The organism is Haloarcula amylolytica JCM 13557 (genome assembly GCF_000336615.1).
Taxonomy (GTDB): domain Archaea; phylum Halobacteriota; class Halobacteria; order Halobacteriales; family Haloarculaceae; genus Haloarcula; species Haloarcula amylolytica.
In genome coordinates, this window is the sequence record NZ_AOLW01000007.1 from 131,844 (window position 1) to 155,824 (window position 23,981).

General features: G+C 51.7%; 17 protein-coding genes. 11 read left to right on the plus strand and 6 right to left on the minus strand.

Translation table 11 applies throughout. The features are described 5' to 3' along the window. Nucleotides 1–110 precede the first annotated feature (110 nt). The 3 genes from C442_RS02910 to C442_RS02920 form a co-directional block, all read right to left on the minus strand. Nucleotides 111–1,202 carry a DNA cytosine methyltransferase gene (locus C442_RS02910; protein WP_008307679.1) on the minus strand — a complete coding sequence of 364 codons (1,092 nt, stop codon included), beginning with the start codon at nt 1,200–1,202 and terminating at the stop codon, nt 111–113. Nucleotides 1,203–1,701: 499 nt separating this feature from the next. Further along, nucleotides 1,702–2,667, minus strand: coding sequence for a hypothetical protein (locus tag C442_RS21415; RefSeq protein ID WP_152418425.1), 966 nt, complete (start codon nt 2,665–2,667; stop codon nt 1,702–1,704). 190 nt (nt 2,668–2,857) lie between these two features. Continuing rightward, the gene (locus C442_RS02920; protein WP_008307682.1) at nt 2,858–3,502 is read right to left on the minus strand and encodes an HhH-GPD family protein; all 645 of its coding nucleotides are present in this window, start codon (nt 3,500–3,502) and stop codon (nt 2,858–2,860) included. A 299-nt stretch (nt 3,503–3,801) separates the two neighbouring features. Here C442_RS02920 and C442_RS02930 point away from each other — a divergent pair, with 299 nt between their 5' ends. After that, nucleotides 3,802–4,584 carry an HNH endonuclease gene (locus C442_RS02930; RefSeq protein WP_008307684.1) on the plus strand — a complete coding sequence of 261 codons (783 nt, stop codon included), beginning with the start codon at nt 3,802–3,804 and terminating at the stop codon, nt 4,582–4,584. Nucleotides 4,585–4,627: 43 nt separating this feature from the next. Here the strand turns inward: C442_RS02930 and C442_RS02935 are convergent, their stop codons facing one another. Next, entirely contained in the window at nt 4,628–5,740 is a 1,113-nt protein-coding gene (locus C442_RS02935) for a DNA cytosine methyltransferase (protein WP_049942783.1), read from the minus strand. A gap of 85 nt (nt 5,741–5,825) precedes the next feature. Between C442_RS02935 and C442_RS02940 the strand changes: the two genes are divergently transcribed. The 9 genes from C442_RS02940 (at nt 5,826) to C442_RS02980 (ending at nt 20,342) form a co-directional block, all read left to right on the plus strand. Beyond that, on the plus strand, nt 5,826–6,179 hold the full coding sequence (locus C442_RS02940; protein WP_008307686.1) for a hypothetical protein: 354 nt from the start codon (nt 5,826–5,828) through the stop codon (nt 6,177–6,179). Between the two features lie 199 nt (nt 6,180–6,378). Continuing rightward, nucleotides 6,379–8,289, plus strand: coding sequence for a hypothetical protein (locus tag C442_RS02945; RefSeq protein ID WP_008307687.1), 1,911 nt, complete (start codon nt 6,379–6,381; stop codon nt 8,287–8,289). Then, nucleotides 8,286–9,311: a hypothetical protein gene (locus C442_RS02950; protein ID WP_049942784.1), complete on the plus strand. Its 1,026-nt coding sequence runs from the start codon at nt 8,286–8,288 to the stop codon at nt 9,309–9,311. The genes C442_RS02945 and C442_RS02950 overlap by 4 nt, the downstream gene beginning before the upstream one ends. Continuing rightward, nucleotides 9,259–10,005 carry a DUF6339 family protein gene (locus C442_RS02955; protein ID WP_239642251.1) on the plus strand — a complete coding sequence of 249 codons (747 nt, stop codon included), beginning with the start codon at nt 9,259–9,261 and terminating at the stop codon, nt 10,003–10,005. Before C442_RS02950 ends, C442_RS02955 begins: the two co-directional genes overlap by 53 nt. A gap of 210 nt (nt 10,006–10,215) precedes the next feature. After that, the gene (locus C442_RS02960) at nt 10,216–10,572 is read left to right on the plus strand and encodes a hypothetical protein (protein WP_008307692.1); all 357 of its coding nucleotides are present in this window, start codon (nt 10,216–10,218) and stop codon (nt 10,570–10,572) included. 150 nt (nt 10,573–10,722) lie between these two features. Continuing rightward, entirely contained in the window at nt 10,723–13,482 is a 2,760-nt protein-coding gene (locus C442_RS02965; RefSeq protein WP_049942785.1) for a DISARM anti-phage system protein DrmE domain-containing protein, read from the plus strand. A 64-nt stretch (nt 13,483–13,546) separates the two neighbouring features. Continuing rightward, entirely contained in the window at nt 13,547–17,416 is a 3,870-nt protein-coding gene (locus C442_RS02970; protein ID WP_008307693.1) for a helicase-related protein, read from the plus strand. A 3-nt stretch (nt 17,417–17,419) separates the two neighbouring features. After that, nucleotides 17,420–19,471, plus strand: coding sequence for an FYVE zinc finger domain-containing protein (locus C442_RS02975; protein WP_008307694.1), 2,052 nt, complete (start codon nt 17,420–17,422; stop codon nt 19,469–19,471). A gap of 4 nt (nt 19,472–19,475) precedes the next feature. Beyond that, complete coding sequence (locus C442_RS02980) at nt 19,476–20,342, plus strand: phospholipase D-like domain-containing protein (RefSeq protein ID WP_008307695.1); 867 nt, start codon at nt 19,476–19,478, stop codon at nt 20,340–20,342. 655 nt (nt 20,343–20,997) lie between these two features. On the opposite strand, the gene C442_RS21420 is transcribed toward C442_RS02980, so the two are convergent. Then, nucleotides 20,998–21,492 carry a hypothetical protein gene (locus C442_RS21420; RefSeq protein WP_152418426.1) on the minus strand — a complete coding sequence of 165 codons (495 nt, stop codon included), beginning with the start codon at nt 21,490–21,492 and terminating at the stop codon, nt 20,998–21,000. A 91-nt stretch (nt 21,493–21,583) separates the two neighbouring features. Continuing rightward, nucleotides 21,584–22,282, minus strand: coding sequence for a hypothetical protein (locus C442_RS02985; protein WP_152418427.1), 699 nt, complete (start codon nt 22,280–22,282; stop codon nt 21,584–21,586). Nucleotides 22,283–22,440: 158 nt separating this feature from the next. Here C442_RS02985 and C442_RS20745 point away from each other — a divergent pair, with 158 nt between their 5' ends. Then, nucleotides 22,441–23,943 (plus strand): recombinase family protein, encoded by a 1,503-nt coding sequence (locus tag C442_RS20745; protein WP_161606619.1) that lies wholly within the window; start codon nt 22,441–22,443, stop codon nt 23,941–23,943. Nucleotides 23,944–23,981: the final 38 nt, after the last annotated feature.

Genomic DNA, 23,981 nt, shown 5'->3' on the forward strand with positions numbered 1-23,981 from the left:
CAGCCTGACTCCTTGACCCGCTCATCTGGACGTGGGCTCATCTCTTCCGTCTCAGTTGTTGCCCCAGTCGTACTCCTTACCGTAGTTCCCGTGGTCTCGGTACTCACGGGCTAATAGTCGCTTATCATCGCTTGCTTGTCTATCCCCGTAAGGAACTCTCTCACTCGGTCACCGATGACCTCTCCTAGTTTCGGTGGTACGGCGTTCCCGATCAGACGCCCGATCTTCGTGATTCCGACTTCTTTAGGATCTTCGGCGAAGGAGTAGTCCTCGGGGAAGGTCTGTAGCATCGCACCCTCTCGAAGCGAGAGCGCCCGGTCTTGATCGGTGTCGTAGTGGCCGAACCGTCCACTCCCGAGATTGTAGAATTGTGTCGTTATCGTCGGCGCTGGTTCGTCTGCGACCATCCGACCATATACCGATTCGTAACTCTGTCCACTCACCTTCTTGTGGCACTCAAGTATCAGTTCTTCAGGCCAGTCTCGCCAACTCCCTCCTGGCTCGGAGTTCCGGATCCGTTTCAGGTTCGTCTCGGAGAGCTCTCGAGCTGAGTGGAGTGGGTCACTTTCAGACGTCTCACCTGCCTTCAATGGCTCAAGATGACCTATTCGATCTTCGACGGTCGGGTAACTCTTGGGGTTGGGATTCAGTGGTGCGCCGAGGTCCACACATCCCCCCTTCGACGCGAGCACCACCCACCGGCGTCTGGTCTGTGGTATATCGTACTCTGGACAGTAGACTCGTCTGTCACTTTCCGGATTCAGGTTGTAACCGAGCTCGTCAAGATCTTCGATAAATTCGTCGTAGACATCAGCGTGACGGACTTCGAAGACGTTCTCCATAACCACGAAGTCTGGATCAATCTCTTTGACCAGTTCCAGAAACGCTTCCAACATACCATACTTCGAGTGCTCAGAGCTGTCAGAACCGTGGGTCAGTGGAGAGAACGGTTGGCACGGTGCACAGCCTGCGAGGAGAGTCGCGTCGGCTTCAGTATCGAAGTACTCCGCTACACGCTCTGGTTCGTCTCGGGCGAGTTCGCCGATGTCTTCGAGAAGGAACTTGGCGTCGTTGTTCTGCTCGTACGGATACTCACAGTCAGGATCGATATCGATACCCGCTTCCACAGAGATACCGGCACGCTCCAGTCCGTTAGTGAGCCCGCCAGCGCCGCAGAACAGATCGATAGCAGAGATGTGCATTCGGTCGTTTATATGCTAAGATCTCTCCCGACTAAACATTTTGCTAACGGACACTGCTGCTGCTTCGCCCGGTTTCTGTGGAAGTTTTTGAATCCCGAAACTCCCCGAGACTCCGGTGTTGACTCGGTCTCGTGGGCGGTCCGATCTGGACAAACTTGTACTCTGCCAGATCGACACCGCTCGCGCTCTTCAATTGGTCGAGAGTCTCCTCGGCCAACGACGCAATCTCGATACCACACAACGCTCGTGTATCACAGAGTAACTGTTCGCCAGTTTATCGGGTCTGACGACCACGACTGACTCTGGGGATGCGTCATTGAGTACTAATTCACCATCTCGGTTGGGCACCGGTCATCCGACGAGGGCTCTTACCGAATTCAGTGAAACAACCATCGAGTTAGTGATATTGTCACCAGTTGTCGTGCAAGATATAGAGAGTGAGTCCAACAAAACAAGCGGCAGAAAGGATGATTAACACGTTAATAGACAGATCATACGGTCAAATCATATATTCCTGAAAATCACCAGAAGACACGTCAAACCCACTTTCTAACGATTCCGTCAATCTGTCACCTGGGATTATCCATTCGTTTATGATATTTTCGTTGTCCAGACCAACCAGATTTAGCCAAAAGGCTCCAGTACCCTCGTCTACAGGGGGGAAGTTATTAATTTGATCCACAGTCGGTTCCCATCTATATGGATCTATCTCAATCGGTTCCATACGAACACGAATTATCGGGGACTCATAATCCGTTAGGCCAAAATTGGGAAGACTATGAACGTAAGATAGGTTGTCTAACATCGTCGCTAACTGCCTCACAGTCACATAATCATATGTATCCGTGATTATCGTATCAATAGAGACGGAAGCAACACCTGCAAATGAAAATAGTTCCTCGCCTCCAAACATGTATGAGTCATCATCATCATTATTTATAATAAGTTTAGAGTCGTTAACTTCAAAATTCATATCATGTATGATAGAATGCCGATACTCTTTAAGCTCTGTATAAATGTTTGATATACCTCTAAACATTCGCGGATTTGACTCGAAGATAGAAGGAATATTTGGATTGTCATTTAAATCGAACGAAGTTATTTCATCTACTTTATTTTCGAAAGTCCACTTATCGTTGGAACCTGCTGGGTTTTTTCCGTTGATTTCTAACAACCATTCAACAAAGAGGTCAAGACATTTGTAGCTACTTGCGAAAATTAGCGGGGTAATATCACTAATTACTTGATCCACTCCTCTACCGCCAATTGAAGCACTTGCTCGAAGATATCCAATTCTTTGTCCATCCGATGTGATCTCCCGGTCGATGGGTCTCTCAGCAAGGGTTTCAACCGTGTATTTTTCCAGTTTTATATTACCCGATAATTCTGCTAAACCGGTTAGTGACCATCGTTCATACTCAGTCAACTCGTGGAGTTCGTTGATTTGATCGGTACTTATTGTCATAGACTTACTTTATTTTCTCATATAATAATGCTTTTCTCAGGACATCTATAAGCCAGACTTTCTCAAAACAAGATCAACTGGCCGGTCCTCCCTTGCAAGAGATGCGCCTTGTATCTTGCACTGGCCCACACACCAATCTCCCGATAGATTCCACTGTTTCACTGTATTCGGTAAGATCCCCGACGAGTTACTAAGACTCGTAGTACTCACAATAGTCGTTCGCAAAGCACTGTTCACAGAGCGGACTTGGCTGACAGATCGCTGCTGCGAAGTCAAGGAGAGCCAAGTTGTAAGTACGCGGGTCGTCCGTCGGAAGAAGCCGTTCGGCGAAAGCTATCTGGTCTGATCGTGTCTCTGGCCAGTCTGCTCCGAAGACCCGGCTGTATACTCTCTCAATGTTTCTGTCGAGGATCGGCAATCGGTGACCCCGAGAGAAACAGAGCGTTGCATTGGCGATGTAGTGTCCTACGCGCGGGAGTTCGGTGAGTTCTTCGACGGCTTCTGAGAGTTCGCTCATTTCGGCGGCGATACTCTTCAGAGCTTCCGACCTCATGTTGTAGAACCCGAGAGGTTCGATCACAGCTACGATCTCCTCTTTAGTCGCTGAGTCAATCGCGCGGAGGTCCGGGAATCGTTCTAGAAACTCGGGATATACTTCAGCTACGTTTCGTGCGGGCGTCTGTGTTAGGAAGAACTCGGCGACAAACACCTCGTAGAGAGAACGGTCCGTGTCACGCCATGCGAAGTCACGCAAGTTTCCTTCTGCCCACTCCAGTAGTGCAGAGCGAAACTGTTCCTCTCTGGAATGACTCATCATCGTGACGTACTCCCGCATCTGTATTGAACCTCCAGACTGTATCGACTCCGTTTATACAGTGATTAGCAAATTTTGAGTCCAGATCCCTACTTAGCGATCTGTTCCCTTGTTGCGAGGAGGTACTGACTGAGCTGCTGCAGCGAGAGTTGTTCGGGCACGGCTTGAACGTGATTGTCGCCATGAGAATAGTATGGAATTGCTTGCTCCATCGTGTACTGGCTAAGAATATAATGATCCGTAATGAAAAATACGTTAGTTAGATTGACAATGGAGGCGTGAGTTCTCTCATTCAGCAGTTGGGTCACCGGAGTGAATCTATGCCAGGAAAACAGTGGGACCGTGATGAATATCTCGTCACACTTGACCTTTACTTGAACCAGGATGATTACCTCGAAGACTCCTCAGACGAAACTGTCCAAAAAATTGCCGCGCTGATCGGCCGTAGTCCAGGGGCAGTCGCAATGCGCCTGGGCAACTATCGGGCTTTGGACCCATCAGGAACGAAAGGGCTTACCAACTACAATGAGGCCTGCTACGAGATCTGGAAAGAGTTCTATGGGAATGAGAACGAACTCGCTTGGGAAGCTAAGCGTGCTCGAGAACGTCTTGAGGGAGGTCACGACGAACCAGACCGGACTGGGGGGGACGTTAACGATGGCAGCCAGGGAGAGATTGAAACTGGAGAGAAAATCTCAACTACGACGTCGCGGATCGGACAGTCCGACTTCCGAGCAACGACCCGAGATCGATACGGTGACGAATGTGTGCTCTGTAATATCTCGGAGGTTGGCCTCCTCCAAGCAGGTCACATCCTTGACTGGAGCGACGACGAAGTGTACCGAGGTAACCCCGCGAACGGGCTCTTGCTCTGCTACAATCACCACCGTGCGTTTGACCTCAATCTCTTTACACTGACTGGTGACGGGGAGTTGGTGGTGAATCCCGATTTTGAGCCTGACGACGAGTTCATGAAGAGAACGCTTCTGGACCGGGAGGGTGAGAAAATCAGCCTGCCTCAAGAGCCGTCCTCCGCCGAGTTCCTGGAAAAGCACAACAAACGCATTCCCTGGTGGCCACCCGAAGAAAGGCCCAACGCTTAGGTGGTTATTACTGAGAGCGTGTGTGTCAACGGGTCTGGGTACGTCAGTCGTCGGCGACCCCGGCGCTCACTGCGGGTACTTCAGCACCCACGTGGGAGAGTATCCCTCTGCCGATGTATTCTCCGAGTAGAGGCGGGACCGCGTTCCCGATCAGCCGTCCCAAGTTCTTCACACCGACATCGTCCCACTCGTCGTAGAAGTCGTAGTCTTCTGGGAACGTCTGTAGTAGTGCCCCCTCTAGAAGCGAGAGTGCTCTGTCTTGATCGGTGTCGTAGTGGCCGAACCGACCGCTCCCGTAGTTGTAGAACTGTGTCGTGATCGTCGGCGCGACTTCGTCTGGTTCCATTCGACTGTACGGAGCCTTGTACGATCGACCACTGGACTTCTTGTGGCAGTCTGCGAGCAAGTGGTCTAGCCCTTCCTCCTCCCAGAGCCGCCAGTCACCACCAGGATCCATGTTCCGGATACGTTCGAGATTCTTGTCGGAGAGAGTTCGCGCTCGATGGAGGTCGTGCTCTGGATGAACCTCTCCAGCCTGGAGTGGCGGGAGGTGCCCGATCGTCTCTCGGACAGTAGGATACTCGGATTCGTCTTCGTAAAGCCGATCCGGGAGAGATATCGGTCCCTCTTTCGAGGCCATCATCACCCAGCGTTTCCGATTCTGTGCGATCCCGTACTCTGGACAGTAGACTTTCTTGTCTTCGTCGTCGTTCACGTGGTACCCGAGGTCTTCGAGAGTCTGTACGAATTCGTCGTAGACGTCATCCTTTCGAACTTGGAGGACGTTTTCGGTGACAACGACGTCGGGTTCAACGTACTCAACGATTTTCTTGACATCTTTGAGTAGTCCCCACTTCTGGTGGTCCTCATGTGTCTTGTCTTTCGAGTGACCCATCGTCGAGTATGGCTGACACGGTGCACAAGCACCGAGGACGTCGAGGTCAGAATCCCAAGGGAACATCCTCGCGACACGCTCCGGATCCTGTGAGAGGGGACGTACGTCAGTCTGCCTGTACTCGGCATCGATGTTCTGCTCATACGCGTGATTGCAATGTGGATCTTTGTCAACTCCGACGTTCACCGAGATACCTGCACGCTCCAGGCCATAGCTGAGGCCACCAGCGCCGCAGAAGAGGTCCACCGCGGTAATCTTCATACTATCATTTCCTAGTAGCACATCATAAGTGCTAGTGCACCGGACCGACCGTGGATTTTTGTGGTAGAATTATAACCAGATGTGTATGTCGAACAATTCCGAGCCCACCGAGAGTTACGACGGCTCACTCACAGTTCGTCTCTTGGACGACGACGAGGGAAGAGAAGATGTCCGATGCTCGTCTTACAACGAAGCTATTGGAGTGGTCAGAGACAACCGCTACTCTACGACGGTGATCAAGATAATCGACAGAGACGGAGATGTTGTGTTCGACTCTGTAGATATGGATATCGACAATTGGGAGACCGAGTGGAAACACGCGAAACGCCGGTTGTCGGTCGAAGTAGAAGAACACGATTGCCCGTACGACAACGTCGCGTGTTTCGCTGACGACTTGTGTGTCCAGTGTAAGATGGACAAAGTTCAGAACCAACAGTGAGACGAACACGTGTTCTGGAAGTTGTCCACTTGTCTGCCTAATCAGAAGCATCTGGGATCAACTACCGATATTTGAGTGATTACTACTGTCAGAAGACGAGACGTGATGACCGGCTCGTACGTAGGCAGATGTGGATGGGTGAGACCGACACGTTTATCGAGGTCACCCAATACAACGACGATATATCTATTCTAAAATAATGACTCGAAAGCCAAACGACACAACGGGCGAAGCAGAGTGGTTCTTCTTCAGCGGTGGTCCTGGTGCCCCGCGATATGGAGACGATCCGACGAAACACTCCGTTGATCACGACTCTGAGGCCTTCGTCCGAGAGGTGCTACAGAACGCGAACGATCAAGGACTAGACAACGAAGATCCCGTGCGAGTCACCTTTCGGTTCGTCACCTTATCTGGTGAAGACAAAGAGAGATTCCTCAACACGTTAGACTGGGGATCTGGACTCAGGGGGCGCCTGAATGCTGTCTCTCGTGCCAAACACGGGAGAAGGTACGACGACCTCGTAGACGAGATAGACAACCCCGATTCCGAATTACGTCTTCTGATCGTAGAGGACAGGAACACGACGGGGCTCACAGGCACTTGGGAAGAGGATTCTAATTACGCCGCTCTCGTCCGAGACGAGTTGTACAGCAGCAAACAGGACGACACTGCCGGTGGATCCTACGGGCTCGGCAAGTCGGTTCTCTGGACGTTCTCTGGAGCTTCCACGGTTGTATTCAACTCCTATCCGATGGAGTCGTCCGGGAGTACTCAGGGGCCGCGGGTGATCGCGCGGTCGAAATTCCCGACCCACGAACTGCCGGACGACGACACTACGTATCAAGGTGCTGGATGGTTGTGTGAGCCCGTGCAAACGGAAGACGGTGTCCGTCCCATGTCGATACGGGGCGAGAAAGCGGAACAACTCGCCGAACGACTGCACGTCGGACGCCCAGCCACCAGTGGTACTAGTGCCATGGTCGTCGATTTCCAGGACCCTACTCGAGACGAACGACCTGACATCGAAGACTTGGCGGAAGAGTTCGTTGAGGCTTCGGTCAAGTACTTTTGGCCGGCTATCTTCCGTGACGATCTTGAGGTCACTGTTGAGACTTCGGAGGAGACGTACGAAGCGAAGACGGAGGACGTCCCGTCCATCCGGCCGTTTCTTGAGTGTTTCAAGTCTCGATTCACGGAGAACGAGTTGCTCGACAGTCCTGGTGACGTCGCGGGACTCAATATCCCGCTGAACATCCCTCCACGGGCAGACGGTACCGAGACTCCAGATGGCGAAGTCCGACTGGCTGCTCGCTTGGCCTCTCCAGCAGACGACGACACCTACCTCAACAGAGTGGCCCTGTTCAGAGGTGCAGGGATGGTCGTGAAGTACTACGATCAGAGCCGAGTAGCCTTCGGTGACCGGAACTTCCACGCTATACTCGCCAGCGGGGAGGCACGTACCGACTTCCCACCATCCGACCCCGACCAAGAGGTTGATCGGTTCTTACGTTTCGCCGAACCTCCCGAACACGATGAGTGGGAGTCTACCGAGAATCTACGAGAACAGTACCAGCGTGGGTTCAGGACGGCTCTTGAGGACATGTTCGAGACGATGCGTGACGGCCTCCGTCACCTCGCTGCCAAGAGTAACGGAGGCACAGATATCCTCTCTGATAACGTGCTGAACCGGTTCCCGATCCACGGAAACGGGGCACCCAGGGCGACGGGTAACTCTGCCCCGTCAGAAGTATTCGAGATAGAGAGTTCTTCTCGGTTCGACGGTGAGCGTTGGACGTTTTCGGGCCGAATCGAACCGATCGTGGAAAATTTCCAGGGGTGGACCGCCGAGATATCGCTCACGGGTATCGGCGAGGACGGTTCGAGATCCGACGAGATCCCCGTCGAATCGATCACTGTGGACGCCGAAAACGTGACCAAGATTCACGAGAACGGGACAGCTCGATTAGTGGCAGAGGCGAGTACGGAAAACGCCTCGTTCGAAGGCCACTCTCATGCGACCGACAACGAAGATATGCTGAGCGGAAAAGTCGGTGAGACACAGATCGAGATCAGGGCGGAGATCCAGACCACGGAAGGTGACGAATCTTGACTAAACACACGCAACGTCACAGGAGTACGACCCTCCCGTTTAAATACCGAGACGGTGGCCTTGACTTCGCACTGGAAGAGTACTCCGTAGATGGGTCGAAACCGAAGAGATTAGATCTCAAGGCAGGTCAGACCGAGATTGACTTGACACAGACGCTCCCGTCGCCGGAGGAGAGTGAAGATTGGGGGAAGGTCACCTTGTTCGGACGTTTATACATCCCGGAGGAGACTGTCGAAGACGTGTTTCCGGAGTCAGAGCGTGACGCGCCACCAGCGAAACTCTACGTCGCGGTGCGTTGCCACGAGACGATCTACCGTGAGAAGGCGATCGTATCTGACGAACCCACCGGCCCTGGTTCGTACAACGCGACGGTGAATATACCGAAGAAGATGGTCAGAGGGACGATTGAACTGCGCCCGTACCTCGTACGAACACGAGATAGATCTACTGATGGACAGTACGCTGGACAGAAGAACTTCAGATTGGCTAGCGGGACAATCTACTCCGTCATCGTAGATCTTCCACCTGGAGAGAAACCGCCAGCGATTGACGGTGAAGAGGTCAGCTTCTCACGCGCGGCTCATCTTCCAGAGGGTGACAAGCTCTACTACCTTGATTTCCGTAACGAGAAACGCCCGAAACTGTGGATAAACTCGGATCACCCTCGGATCACCGATATCCTCCAGAGCCAAGGTTCGGTCGGGGCTGAAGCGCGGATGCGAGACGTGATTCTTGACGAGATCAGTTACGGTGTCTGGTCTCAGCTGATCGTTCGGGCAGCCTGTGCAATCGACAAAGACGGTGACGTTGAACACGAGTGGCAACAGACTGTCGTTGAGACGTTCGCTCGAAACCTCTACGAGGTAGACGACGTCTCTGAAGCTGCCCACAAACTGCGAGCGGACGTTGACGACCCTGAGACGTTACCTCACTTGATGGAACGAATCGATCGAGAATTACAGGAGTACATTGACCCGAGAACACAACTCATCAACCTCATGGAAGAAGGACTCCGAATCTGATATGACAGAAGAGAACCAACTATATCGACTAGTCGAAGACGGGCAGCGACTCGTTGGCGAAGAGTTCCTGAAGGGAGAGGCGAAAATCCCCGACGAGGCGTTAGACGAGTACGTTGAACCGATGCCAAGTGGAGCGACGGGCAATCTCCAGACTCTTGACTCAAGTGTCGAGAGAATCTTGAACGAGTATTCTGAAACCGATACTGCGATGGACGGTGCCCTTGCTGAGGACGTCCACCAGTGCTTGGATATCACGCGGCGGACCGCTGGTGATCCTGGTCTGTGGCACTGGATAGCGGTTGATCGGTATCCAGACTTCGTTCGCCATCGCTGGGAGTACCGCTCCGAAGCCGCGATGCGTGAGAAGTTTCTCGGCGCTGGCTCTGATCTCTACTCTAACGCGATCCACCGGCTATGGTGGATCGCCGAACTCACGTCCGATGGAGATGACTACACCCTAACAGAGCAGGTGTTCGCGAACCAGACGATCGTCAACAAGGTTTTCGATCGGTGGTTCGCACGGTATCAGCCAGCTGTCGTCGCTATCTGTGACGAACTTGCTGACGAGAGATCGGGTGTCATCGACGAAGCCACACGACGGTTCAATCACGCCCTGACTAATGTCCAGCTTGAAGCGCTATCCGAAGAGGATGCGCGCAACCTCACGAGACGGGTCATCCAAGACGTCAGGTGATTGCTCAAACGAAGGGTCTGTGAATGTCCCCGTTAGCTGGTGAACTGTCGCTACCCTGCTGGTGACCGGCACTGCCTAAAGTGCGGTTTCAAGTTGCAGGAATAGTGGGAGATGCGAGGTGCTGGATTTTCAGATAGATTCTGAATGTGTGAAGATAAGATAGAATAGCCGACAACAATCCATAAGAACATCGGATGTGACGGTAGTCTTATGAGCGCGGAATACGCCGAAGAGGATCTCCCTGAAGAAACAATCGTTATAAACGGATGTAGCTGGCAGCGGGAGCACTTCGATACTGACGGATACCAGTGGGTCCGTGAGTTAGACGACAGTGAGTATGATTGGGATTGTTCCGAGGTTGATCTCGTTGGCACGGACATACCTATTCGAGTCGTGTCTCTCCAGCATAGAGGTTCTCAGTGGTACGTCGAAGCTGCTGAAACCGCAGGCCCTGACTATCACCGACCTGGTTTTACGGAGTTGATCGGAAGTGAGTATCATACGACTGTTGACGAAGCGGAAGCTGCTTTCGACGAAGTCCGATCGCTCATCAAACGTCTCTCTTGATCTGAACGTCCGACTCGGTAATTCGTAGACTGAGTGGAAATTCGATTTCCGTCGATCCTTCGCCTTGAAATACGCCAAGATACAGCTTATCAATAAGTGAATATAACCCTCTGATTTATGACTCACTGAAATCAACGTTTTTGATGGTCTATGTCTAACAGTGACGTACTTGATATAGAAGGTGGCTCAGCGCCTGTTCTCGTCACCGACGAAGACGGGAGACTCTACTACGAGGGTAAGAGAACAGCTCTCTCACGTTTTGACCGGTCGTACGTTGCTGCTGCAGCGAGTGCATACAAGTCGGGTCGTGATATCGCGCTGATCTATCCGTCACCACCTTCCTACGTGCAGATCCCCGTGTTGTTGGCAGTCGGGTTCCAAGCGAGAGGTTCAACTCCGCCTGCCCTGTTCGTGAGTAATCGAACTGGAATCCGTGAGCAGTATTTCAAACTCGGACTCGGCCCTCGTCATCAGCCAGGGGACGACATCGAACCAGAACCACTCGGCCACTTCACCGCCCCCATGGTCAAGACTGGAGACGGTAGCAGACTGTCGTATATTACAGGACACAAGCCTCAGAACTGGGACCCGGACAACCCTTTCACCGCATCCCTTGTCCACACGACGTTCGGAAAGAAAATCGCTAATACGCTCTCTGAAGATCTGCGACTCTCGGGTCTCCTCCTTGACTTCACCACAGGACTCTTGGACGATAGATCGACCCAAGAGACGTATCGGTATCTGGCCGAAGAGCGAGACATTCCCCGAATCATGGTCTTCGACTCACCGAACCACCCATACTTGGATCGGCTGGAAGAAAACAACGATGACCGAGATACTCCGATACTGTTCTGGGGATGGTCACCGTCCGCGCTTGAATCTGCTCCCGAAGAGTTGCTCCATGGAGTCGCCGACGATAGCCATCTCCATGGGCAACGAACTGCTAGTGACGGTGGCTCGCTCCCATCTCCTTTCACCGATGCACAAAACTCGTTACAGAACATCCGACAAGGGATCTCTCGATCCATAGTGCCGCTGACGTACGGCGATCTTGAACCCGTTGCTCGCGAAACTTACCAGCTAATCGGTGAAGCAGCGCGTTTCCCGAAGGGAACAGACGACGAGTACTCTGGTGAGAGCAACGACGTGATCGGTAGCACTTACTTTTTATATATGTATCTCGACACCCTCCCAACTTCGGTAGATTTCCACGATTCTCTCTCTGCACTCGACGACAGTCGATCCTGGGGAGCGAGTAACACCCTCGAAGGGAAGGTTGATCGACTACGGTCGAGAGCGGAGGTTCTGGAACGAGACGTTCCTGGTGCGGGGCCCATGTTAGAAGACGCGTGCGATGGGCTTGAGCAGATGATCGAACTTTTGACGGTACACAACCCGAAAGCCGACACCATTGCCGAACAGATTCGCACCGCGAGAGACGAGGACAAGAAGGTAACAATCCTGACTGCGACCCGCAAGCAAGAGTCGCTACTCCGTTCTTTTGTCGCTGAGAAGACCGAGTTCTCCAGACACGGTGCTCTTGAGGACGAGATCAAGTTCCACAGTTTGTATAACCCCCATACTGTCCCCGAATCGGACGTTCTGATCTTCCCCGGTGTTCCGACGCGGAGTCACTACGCGACTGTACAATCTGGGGCGGCACCCCAGCAACAGTTCCTCTCGTACAAGTGGGAGACCGATCGGCTAGAGAAACGACTCCGTGACGTCTCAGAGACCGCTGACTGGCGGGCTGGGCCCAGTGTTCAATATGGTACTGCCAAGGAACTACAGATCGAAACCGAGGGCCTACGGAGATACGTGTCAGAAGCCGAACCACGGACACCACGACCAAGGACGTACAGCGATCGTCAAGACGAGATCCAGTCTGGACAGACTAATATTGAGACAGAGAAGACCTCATCTGGAGGGCGCTCCAAACCCAGTGCTGACCGAATCGGCGCGAGCCACACCATCTCACCTGACGATATCTCCATCGACTTGCAAGGGCTCTCTTCGGACGGTGACCCCGACGAGTTCTGGGAAGAAGAGCTCTCGTACGATGATGGATCAGAACGTGAGACTATCGACGAAGGTCGGAGCGACGTTACGAGTGCTTCGGGCGAAGAGGGCTATACAGATGCCCTAAAAGTCGAGTTTGTAGACGGAGACTACATGTTCGAAGAGCCTTCTGGATTAGTGTGGGCCCTCGTAGATGGGAAACGAGGAGTGAGTCGAGAACGCCGATCGACAGCCAGCCTGGAACGTGGTGATCAACTTCTCCTTATCGAAGACGACAGCCGACGTGACGTGTTCGAACACGTAGTTGAGAAGATTCACTCGGAGTGCCGTGGGCAGTTCCAGCGCTACCTGTCCATGTTAGATCTCTGGACGACTGGAATCGATCACGTAGTTGAGTTCTGGCGCGACGTCGAAAATGCCCACAACGAAGATCCATCGCAACCGATGATAGACTTGACTCGACATAGGATGGCGGAACTCATCGAAGAGGATCTCGAAGAATACGCCCACGAACACGACGAGCCAGATGTGACTCGAGGCGCACAGGCTATCTACAACTGGCTCACGAAGAGCACGATAGGACCTTCTTCACCAGCCCCGATCCGGGCACTCGGGGAACTATACGATGTCGAAGTGCTCAAAGGACACAGCAAGGAAATATTCGCTGGACTAGAAGAGGTCCGAAGCCTCCACGTCCGCGTCGGAAACAAATTGGGAAGTATCGTTTTTTCGGCTCACGACGCCGATTCAGACGAGTGGCTCTTGGAAGAGTGCGGACTCCGGGTCAGTGACGTCCAAGACGCGACCGTCGCGAAGACTGTAGAGAGTGTCTCGACTGAAACCTACGAAGTCGAAGCAGGGAAGGTCGGAAAAGTGGTCAGAGGGGATTGAAAACATGCACATAATATATTTTCGGCGGCAGATTAATATGCTACCTCTTGGCACTCTCCAGTAGATGTCGCCGTCACATTCGGGGTTCATAGACGAACCACCAAAAGATGCAGGCGATGCACAGTACCGTGATCAGGACCGCCTGTCTCGCTACTTCGGTGACCGTGTCTTAGCAGAGATCAGCGGTACCGGGAAGCGTGGTGGCGACGATAAGGCGATGGCCGACCTCCCTTCAGACACGTACTTTGCTGGTTCGATTATCTCGAGTGAACAGGCCGACTACAGTGGGCTCTCACGAGACCTTCAGGCGAAACTCTCACCGTCTGCTATACAAGCCGAATTTCTTTTCGATCCCCGTACAGCGACAGAACTCACTGTCGTAGTCTCGGGGAACGTCTACTATCGGTCGTTCCCGACTTACGACGAGCAGACCGGTGATGGCGCAGTAGCTGTAGTGACTGATGAAGATTCCGGAAACGAGGACTCTGAAGAAGAGGGCGGCGAAGGAGAACTCGCCCAGGTCTTCCGCCGAATAGAGTTCGAATCGTCTCCTATCGAAGTCACGATCCCCTCCATGGACCAGTTCGAAGAACGTGACATAGTCACTGCTGGCGTCGAACGATCGGTTCTACGCACTCTCACTAATCGGCTACAAGATCGGGTACGCACTATCGACGAAGAACATTCGAGCCCACCAGTTTGGAGAGCCGCAGCTGATCTTCCCGACCCACAGTCAATTACCTTGGGAGATTTGGACGGCGCCGATACTGGCAGCCACGTCAAAGTTGATGATTACACGGGGGACTATCAGCTTCCGCCAGGTTTACTCAGCCGAGACGAAAGCGATGTAGAGCGAGAGAACTTCGAAACGATCGTCGAACGGATCGTCCAGCAGGCTTCTGACTCTCCTTTCGTTCCACCGTGGAACTTAGACGTCCAATGTGAGTTCGCGGAGGAAGACGGTCTGGTCCGTGGGACACTGACGATCGAAAATACGTCGAGTCCAAACGCGGATACCACCGGGTACGATACCGAATACGGAGCAGACACGTACGATACGACACTCTTCGATCTCACCGCAGAAATATCTCTTAGCAAAGGCGAGTTCCAAGACTTCACGTTTGAACGGCTTGACGAAGACTTTCGATACGACCGCAAACTACCGGGGCACGGTACGAACTGTACTGTCACCCGTGTCGACGAATCGACACTCCGAACGGCGTACTTACCTACTCATCGTCAGCGAAGATACGTAACACGCGATCCAGACAGCTTTGCTAACTCGTTAGACACATCTTTCGAGACACTGAGTGATCTTGAGCGTGGTGGATTGGACGCGTTGGAGAACATCGCAGATCAGATGGAGACGTACGGATCGAAAACATACGACGAGTACTTGGAGGAGTACGAGTCGGACCCGGACTTCAGAACAGAGGACAGAGAAGATTTCCAGAAAGACCGTGAGGCGTTTAGACAGGAGATTCAGAGGTTCCGCCGTGGGATAGAGTGTCTCCGCTGGGACTTGTCCAGTGGTGACGGCCACGTTGCTCGGTCCTTTGAGTTGATGAACGAGACTTTTGTCGAGAAAGTAACCGACAAAGAAGGCGACATGGAGTACGATTCGTGGCGGCTGTTCCAGTTGGTCTTCATTCTCCGCGTCGTTCCAGATGTCGCAAGCAGAGAGTACGACGAGTGGGCTGAAGTAAGTTGGCGTGAAGGTGAAGACGCGAAGAATTTCGACGGGAGCGATTTAGAAGCTCTTGACGTGGTAGATATCCTGTGGTTCCCGACTGGTGGTGGGAAAACTGAGGCGTATCTCGGTTTGGCTGTGTTCAACGCTTTCTTCGATCGGAAGCGAGGGAAGCAATACGGCGTCACCGCGTGGACTCGGTTCCCACTACGCCTCCTCTCACTCCAGCAGACCCAGCGTATCGGCGAAATTCTGATGCATGCAGAATTACTCCGCCTTCAGGAAACCGACATCGAGGGAGACGGGTACTTCCCGTTCACGTTAGGATACTTGGTCGGATCGAAGAACACGCCCAACAAGTTGAGTAACTACGCGAAAGGCCGGAGTGCCGAGCCTGAGGACTTCTTGAGGGATTTCGAACGCTACGCGGATCCCGAAGCGGAATCTCTGCGAGAGGAAGTGAAGATCTTCCCTTCTTGTCCGGTCTGCGGGAGTGAGGTGAAGATTCGGGCCACGGACGATCTTCGACTCGCTCATTACTGCACGGCCTCTGCCGACAAGTGCGCCTATCAGGGCCGAGATCGCCACGGGAGCGAGGACTATCGGATCTTCGCCGACGACGAACTCCCGATCCACATCGTGGATAACGAGTTGTATCGATACGCACCGACGATGATCGTCGGGACTATCGACAAGATAACTGCTGTAGGGTACGAGCGTAAGTCGGCTCATCTCTACGCGGGGAAGATGTCCCACTGGTGTCCCGACCACGGCTTCGCAAGTTTCGACGAATGCACCGAAAAGTACGGATGCCACTCTCGATACGGTGGCGATAACTCCGACGAAGGTCGGCACTTGGTCCGGTTAGAACAGACACCCTTCGGAAGTCCATACGATATCGCACCAGGTCTCCAGGTTCAAGACGAACTCCACCTCTTGGAAGAGTCTCTTGGAACCTTCGATAGTCACTTCGAGACGTTCGTAGATGCCTATCAGAGGTACAACGGTGAACAGCGGACGAAGATCGTCGGGGCGACAGCGACAATCGAAGAGTACGACGAACAGGCTCGAGAACTGTACCTCCGGAAGGCGGAGCGCTTCCCGGTTCAGGGACCTGAAGTTGGGGAAAACTTCTACGCGACGACCAAAGACACGACTAGACGGCACTTCGTGGGCATCATGCCTCACGGGAAGACCCACATCAACGCCATCATCCAACTGAATTACTTCTACTTACGAGCCATCGAATCACTACGTCAGGAGGCTCAAGAAGCGCACTCCAAACTGGATCTCATCGCAGAATTGGGGTTCGAGACCGTCCAAAAAAACGACGACCTCTTGGATCTACTTGACCTCTACGAGACGGCTCTCACCTATACGATCAGTAAACGGGACAAGAACCGGTTCACTCAATCGATGCGGGGGCAGATCGCGGGATATCTACGTGAGGACGGCCTTCGTGAGCCGTATCTCGCCGAACTCACCGGAGATACACCCTTCGACGATGTCGAAGACATTCTTGGCAATCTCGAAGACCCTCCTCAAGAAGTCGAAGACCGTTACAACACCATCGCTGCGACGAATATGATCAGTCATGGTGTGGACGTGGATCGTTTCAATTCCATGATCTTCTTCGGGATGCCGCGTCAGACAGCCGAGTACATCCAATCAAGCTCACGAGCAGGTCGTAAGCATCCTGGTGTCGTGTTTCTCTGTTTCAACCCTGCTAGGGAGCGGGATCAGAGCCACTACCACCTGTTTGAAAAGTACCACGAGTATCTCGACAGGCTCGTTGAACCAGTTCCGTTGAACCGTTGGAGTCACTTCAGCGTTCGTCGGACGCTACCGAGCATGATCTTCGCGTGGAACCTCAACCAGTGGCTGTACGAGAGTGGCGAACGGCTCTTCTTCGGTGATCAGACGAGTGACTTGATCCGCTCTCTCCAGTCGGGACGTGGTCTTTCCTACGGGATCAGCATCAACGATAGTACCGAGTTTCAGGAATTATTGGAGAAATCCTACGGCAGCGACTTGATCGGTGAGCTCCCAGAGGCTTTCAGAGAAATACTCGATAGGGAGCGTGATCGCGCCTTCACCAACTTAGAGAACATTCAATCAGATATGGCCAGTGACGCACTCAACCCCGGACCGATGACGAGCCTGCGTGATATTGACGAACCGATCCCGTTCAAACCACACGACCGCGAGAATAGACAACTGTTCAACACCCTTTCACGGAGGTAAAAGATGAGCGACGATGGTTACATGAAACGAGGCAAGTCTCAGGTTCTGTTCAATTACCTTCCGGGAAACACCTTCGACTACACGGGTGGTAGCGGCATACACCAGGTTGTTGGGATCGACGGAGTGGAACGGAGTGACCTTGACGTCGCGTTCCTCGGGCAGCAAGTCCTCAACAAAGTCCACGCGTGGAAAGAGGGTTCTGGATACGGGGCTATCGGATTCCCACAATATCCAGATTCTTTCCAGCTTGTAGAACCACGTGAGGTAGATACCTCTCTGTTCCCTCTCCTCTTCCGCTGTACTACGTGTGAGCGAATACATACGTTTGACGACACCGACGAAGTCGCGACGTACAATCGTAGTCTCAGATGCAAACACGACTCTTGTAACGGAGAGCTACAACAGCACCAGTTCGTGTTCGCCCACGAGTGTGGCGAACTCCGGACACCGAGACCTGGCAGGTGTAGCCAGTGTGGTAGCTTCGACGACTGGAAGTTCGAGAGCTACGGAAGCCAGCGGTTCCGGAACGCAGAGTGGCGGTGTTTGAACTGCCAAAACTCGAAAGACATCGAAGCGTGGTGTGATTGCGACCTCCAGAATCCTCGGATGCAACTCACGGTCCACCGAGCGAGTTCAGCTTACCAGCCCAGGCACTTGACCGTGATCGATATCGGATCTGGCTCGTCTGCCGACGCGTCAGATCCCCGCTTCGCCAAAGCGGTTATGGCTCGTTATCTTGGCATCTCTTCGGATCCTATCGAAGACATAGAGCTGGATGCCCGGCAAGCGAACGAAGAGCGTGAAGAAGTCGAATGGCAGTTAGAGCAGTACCGGAGGATGTACAAGGATAGCGGAGCGAAGGAGATCAAATCACAGATCGAAAATCTTGAAGAACAACTGGAAGAAATGGAAGACGAAGGCGACCCCATCGGGGATCAAGTAGTCCAGATGGTCCCGTTCTTGGATGTGGAGCAACGAGTAGGCGACCGCCGACAGCAGGCAGTCTACGACGTGTTTCAGTACCTCAGTGCCGATCTTCAATTAGACCGGCGTACGGCGCGCGACGTAATCTTAGAAGCGGGTGCCGACGATCCTCAGAGTAAACAGAAGAGACAGCTTCGAGCAGACCAAGTAGAAGATCAACTGGAAGAACTCGGACTCACGGAAGCAGCTTTCATCGAGGATTTCCCTATCACGAACGTCGTTTTCGGATTCACACGTCTCAATCGCGAACCTAGTGACTCCAGACTCGTAGCTTTCACAGAATCTCAGGTCGATTCATCAGGTGACGGTACACCGCTCTTTGCCGATACAGTAGAGACGGAAGCAGTTCAGTTCGGTCTAGAGCCAATGCGAGTCATGCGCTGGCTCCTCTCGAACAGCCGCCTTGACGACGAACTCGCAGAGAAACTTCGAGACGATATCGTCTCCAGTTCGATCCCTGGTGCACGACCGATCCCGACCTTGCAAGACTGGAACGCTGCAGAAGTAGACAGTTGGCTCGGCACGACAGAAGCAGAACCAGCCGATACGGAACCTCTCTCAGAGTGGGACGAAAACGACGTCCGCGCGTGGTTGGTTGCAAACGTCGGCGAGATCCCCGACTTCGAGACGATACCGATCGAAGCCGAGGACGAGCAGGAACGTGCTAGTGCCATCACGTACTTCGTCTACCATCTGGTACACTCGTACTCTCATCTCGTCCTGAAACACGCTACCCAACTATCGGGCATGTCTCGGACGAGTCTCGCCGAATTCCTCCTCCCGAGATCGCTTTCTTTCGTCATATACAGCAATCAGAGGACCGACTTCAACATCGGAGGCTTGTACACTCTTATCGAAGCGAGTCTCCGTGAACTCCTCGGCGAGGTTGATCGTCGAGGTAACGACTGTGTGTATGATCCCGTCTGTAGTCGGGACGGGTCTGCATGCCACAACTGCATGTATCTCTCTGAAGTATCGTGTACGCACCTCAATCGAAACTTGGGTCGAGACTTCGTTTTCGGCTCGAAGACGATGGCCGACCGTAACCTGAACGGGTACATCAATCTCTAATCCGATGAGGGAGAGAAAGTCTCAATTAGAAGATGCCGTCGATCTCGCACTTCTGTTGGGGGATTCCCGTACGATCGACTCAGTCATTGCCGGCGTGATCAAGTCAACGAATTCGGGTGACAGACAGACCGACACCGATCTTGCCGAGGTTGCTGAAGGAATAGAACCTGACGTAGTGTACACGTTCATTGATTTCCTCAATACCCGTGGGTACATCACCTCTCCCACTGGAGCGCTGACAGAACAATACGAAGCATGTGTAGACCTCTTGATAGACGCTCGAAGAGTCAGAAAGGTATTAGACGTGGAATCAGAGGAGAATGACCCTCCCTCGTTTGAGTTTGTCTGTACCCTCCCGAGCCAGGATCCAGCGTTCGAAGACTACGATCCTGTAGACTTCGGTATGCAACAAATCACGAGTCGATTACTAAACTTGTGCCGTGAGTCTGAGGAGTCACTCGTATTGGTTAGCCCGTATTTGGAAGTCAGTGGCATGGACTGGCTCTTTCCTGGTCTGGAAGGGGCGCTGGAGAGGGGAGTCGATTTGATTCTGGTCTCAAGAGAATTGGAACAAGGCGAGCCGAACTTCAGAGCTATCGAAAGACTGGTGTCAGTCGCGGAAGAGTGCGATGGCGAGCTGACTGTGTACGATTATTATCAACCGAGACCAGACTCTGATAAGCCGTTGTATACGTTACATTCTAAAGTACTGCTTGTAGATGACGATACCGCCTATCTAGGGAGCGCAAATTTCACCAAGTACGGATTCAGCGAGAATCTGGAGATAGGAGTTGTACTGCGGGGGACTGAGGTGAATCAATTAGCCGATCTCTTATCTCACGTGATCAAAAACAATGCAGTCATAGTGTGACGACCATTGGTGTTCGGTTAAGACGAGAAATCAGTAGACTGCAGTGAGATAGAGTAGGCAAAAACAACCATAATTTCTTTTTGCAACTGACGAATAATTCTTCAACGCTTTGCGTAGAGCTGGTGATCAGAAGTGTGGTGCACCAAGTGCACTACGGTCAGTTCTGGCGAGCTTGTCGAAGTCGAACGATCAACTCGCGCGTTGTGGTACTGCGGTCTTCATCAGTGTCGAAATATGCTGTGAGGATTGCTTCGACGATCTCGGAGCGGCTGGCTCCGAGATCAACGCAGTCCTCTACAAGATCATCGAGGTGATGAGCAATCTGCGGTGAGGGTGAAATGCCGAATTTCGTTCGTGTCATCGTTTCTTCTCGTATTCTAGTGCACTCAGTGCACCATAGCTACATCGATCAGCATAAGCTTCCGCTCAACATGACACTCACCTCGACGATTCACGAAAATATCGCTCTAGTCTGCCGATTTTCTTAACCGAACACGGATGGTGTGACGACCACGGCCCTCTATTCAGAAAGTCAATTGCAGTAAGTGTGGGAGATATTTCACCGATACAAAACCTGTTCGGGATATCGCTGACGGATTGACTTGTCTGGACTGTTCTCAACAAGAATTGATCTGGTAGTGATACGTGGAATAGCTTATTTTGACGAAACAAACTCAGCTATCAATTCTTTTTGTCGCGTTTTCAGATTATGCTGATCGGTAGAGTAAGTATATACCCATGTGCTGTCCTTTTGTTCAAAGACAGTATGAGTTAGTAAGTCACCATACATTGTCAGCTTCCATTCATTACCTACTTGTTCAACAACTGGTTTATGTGTATATAACTCATAATCAGCCTTACTTGAGAGTCGGTTTAGAACAGCCACCAACATATGGCGCTTTTTTGAACCAAACGGAAATTGGTCTTTATGTACTGGTTTTATAACATATTCTGGCGGCGTGGGTGGTGACTGTTCATTTTCAGTCTCTATAGAATGGTCAACCCGTGACTCATTGTGCATATACTGGAGTACCTTATAAACCTCCACACCCTGCTTGATCCTATTTTCCACTATTTTTGAATCTTGTTCTAATTGTTGTCTTAAATTATCTACAGCAAGCAGGTTACGCTGTTTAATATAAGACTGCATATCTTCTTCTAAATCATAATCTGGATATTGAAGCGTTCTACCAACAAACTCATGTACAACCCCAAGTTCTCCAGCAGTAGCTCTGATGTTGTTAGATTGGAGACACGTATTTCATTCGCTCTTCGACATCTTCACTTGATTCATTGATTAAGGATTTATTTTTAACTATATTTTCCGCCTCTTGACGACGTTCTTCAATCCGGTTTTCAAATTGTAATATCATGTATTCCATTACGTCTATTTGGCCCTCTACGTCTTTGGCTCCGCTTGCCAATATCCCTTGAAGAATACCCCATATTAGCGGCTCTACAGGTGAATCAGCACTAGTTAGCAGTCCCAAGATACGACCCAATTCAAAGCCAAACTGAGCTTCGTTTGAAGAATCAATTGGAGTTAGGATATTTTGATTAGGAATTTTATCAGACCTCTGGTCTACATCAATTAGCTCTTTCCAGAGTTGATCCCATTCATCGGAATCCAGAAATTCTTGATCAGAATAGTGAACTAGCATTATATCATCAATCAGGTCTTGAATTCGCTCAGGAAACTCTTTGATGCGGTTATCTCTAATACGTTCTATCAACTTTGCCTCGTTGTACGACCCACAGTCTCCATGTGCACAGTAGAGCCTATCTTGGCTGTTTAAAACGTATCGCTGGGGTTGGTTTCTCTCTGGATCAATCCACCAAGGATCTGTGTCCATGAAGTGGTTTATAAAACCAAGTGGAGATATGCTTTTCTTAGATTGATTTAAATAACCAATCAGCAAAGGGGGTTTCTTGCCAAGCATCCGTACATCACGACCACCTATGATTTAGTACGCGGATGATAGCGAAACCAGCTCAAACGAACGAAGTGTGCAAGACTAGCCCGTGGACAGTTCAGTCAAATTTCTTGACAGCGAATTCTCCCCCTTTATTAGCTCTGCCCAGTAGTAAAGGGGCAAATATGATATGGTCAGCCAAGGCTGGTCATATCATACCTGAGTATATCACTTCTGTACAGTGGTTAAAAAACGTTGCTGGAGATATTGAGACCGGCGATCTACTGAACTTAGTGAACGAAGAAGGCCGAAACCAGTGTGACTCGATGAGGGGGGTTCTCAAATCATACGTCACACGTGCCACGTGTGCGCGGATCCAATCATACCTCGACCTTTCGCTGAGTGAAAGCGGCACGTCAGATCATATTGACCAAACTGGAAAGCCACATATACAAAATAAACTCAGTGCATTCCATCCGGGAAAAGCTAAAAATAGCGGACCTGAATCCGAGGACCCTGGAGATGATCAAGATGGATCTGATGGCGAGAACGGAGTCATCTATGCTCGAAGGAGTGCAGACGACGACGCCGAGTCAAAAAGCCTTGAAGGCCAAATTGCTGATCTTGAGCAGGTAGCACAGGATCATGATGTCGTGCTGATCCGCGACCCAATTGTTGACGAAGGAGAAACCGGCACAGACTTCAATCGTCCTGGGATTCAGGAGGTCGCAGCTCTGGCCGAAATGGGTGAAATATCACATCTCATAGTGGACGATATTAGCCGAATTGGCCGATCAGCACCAGAAACACTCGCTTTCATTGCTAACCTGAAATCAGATCATGATGTAACTATCCTTACCCCCACTGGGCCCCTTGACATCTCTCAGTTGGAAGATCTCATACAGGCGACGATGCACTCGCTGGTCGCTCACATGTCTACACAATACCGAAGTCGCAGTTCACTACGGTCGAAAATCTCCAACTTTGTAGATGATAAAGACTGGGACTCATGGTATGATAAAGTCCCTATCGGATACAATCTCGCTGATGACGGGTGGTTAGAGGTGTGTAGTGAGGAAGTAGACGTAGTGGACGCGATGTTTGACCGATTCCTCAAAACCCATTCTTACGCTGAGACAGCTCGGTACCTCAACCGCAAATATGGAAACAAAATTGAAAACAACCTCACATATTACGGTGTCAAGCAAGCGATCCAGAATCGCATCTACGTTGGAGAGCCGTCAATTACTATTTACAGTGACAAGATAGACGATGAAGACCGAGTAGTTCCCGACTCGAATCTACAACTCCTCGGAGAAGAAAAATACCAGTCTGCGCAGGACATTGTCGAAGAAATTGGTCGCACGTATTCAGATAGCAAGGAAAGCCCAGACACACTTGACCCTGATACAGCGGCATTCCGGTTCGGACTGTTCGCCGCAACTAGCACCTCGCCAGTTCTAAAAATACTCTGCCCGACCTGTGGTGAGCCAATGCGGTGCAACGGTCAGAGAGAGTTAGATGGTGACTGGTCAGCACACAACTACCAGTGCACTGATTCAGAATGTGCTACACAGCGGAAGTGGCCGTACCTCGATGAGTTCCGAGATATGAAGAGTAGGTCAGATCGAGGAGAGGAGCGGTCAGACTCAGATTCAGAGTCATCAGACGAATCTCAGAATACATAACCAACTCTAGTAGGCCATATCCTACAGTAATAATCAAC

Coding starts and splice junctions, on each gene's coding strand:
- C442_RS02910 (WP_008307679.1), bottom strand. CDS start 1,202: ATGCACATCTCTGCTATCGATCTGTTCTGCGGCGCTGGCGGGCTCACT.
- C442_RS02975 (WP_008307694.1), top strand. CDS start 17,420: ATGAGCGACGATGGTTACATGAAACGAGGCAAGTCTCAGGTTCTGTTC.
- C442_RS02965 (WP_049942785.1), top strand. CDS start 10,723: ATGTCTAACAGTGACGTACTTGATATAGAAGGTGGCTCAGCGCCTGTT.
- C442_RS20745 (WP_161606619.1), top strand. CDS start 22,441: ATGATATGGTCAGCCAAGGCTGGTCATATCATACCTGAGTATATCACT.
- C442_RS21415 (WP_152418425.1), bottom strand. CDS start 2,667: ATGACAATAAGTACCGATCAAATCAACGAACTCCACGAGTTGACTGAG.
- C442_RS02970 (WP_008307693.1), top strand. CDS start 13,547: ATGTCGCCGTCACATTCGGGGTTCATAGACGAACCACCAAAAGATGCA.
- C442_RS21420 (WP_152418426.1), bottom strand. CDS start 21,492: ATGCAGTCTTATATTAAACAGCGTAACCTGCTTGCTGTAGATAATTTA.
- C442_RS02980 (WP_008307695.1), top strand. CDS start 19,476: ATGAGGGAGAGAAAGTCTCAATTAGAAGATGCCGTCGATCTCGCACTT.
- C442_RS02945 (WP_008307687.1), top strand. CDS start 6,379: ATGACTCGAAAGCCAAACGACACAACGGGCGAAGCAGAGTGGTTCTTC.
- C442_RS02935 (WP_049942783.1), bottom strand. CDS start 5,740: ATGAAGATTACCGCGGTGGACCTCTTCTGCGGCGCTGGTGGCCTCAGC.
- C442_RS02960 (WP_008307692.1), top strand. CDS start 10,216: ATGAGCGCGGAATACGCCGAAGAGGATCTCCCTGAAGAAACAATCGTT.
- C442_RS02930 (WP_008307684.1), top strand. CDS start 3,802: ATGCCAGGAAAACAGTGGGACCGTGATGAATATCTCGTCACACTTGAC.
- C442_RS02940 (WP_008307686.1), top strand. CDS start 5,826: ATGTCGAACAATTCCGAGCCCACCGAGAGTTACGACGGCTCACTCACA.
- C442_RS02920 (WP_008307682.1), bottom strand. CDS start 3,502: ATGCGGGAGTACGTCACGATGATGAGTCATTCCAGAGAGGAACAGTTT.
- C442_RS02985 (WP_152418427.1), bottom strand. CDS start 22,282: ATGCTTGGCAAGAAACCCCCTTTGCTGATTGGTTATTTAAATCAATCT.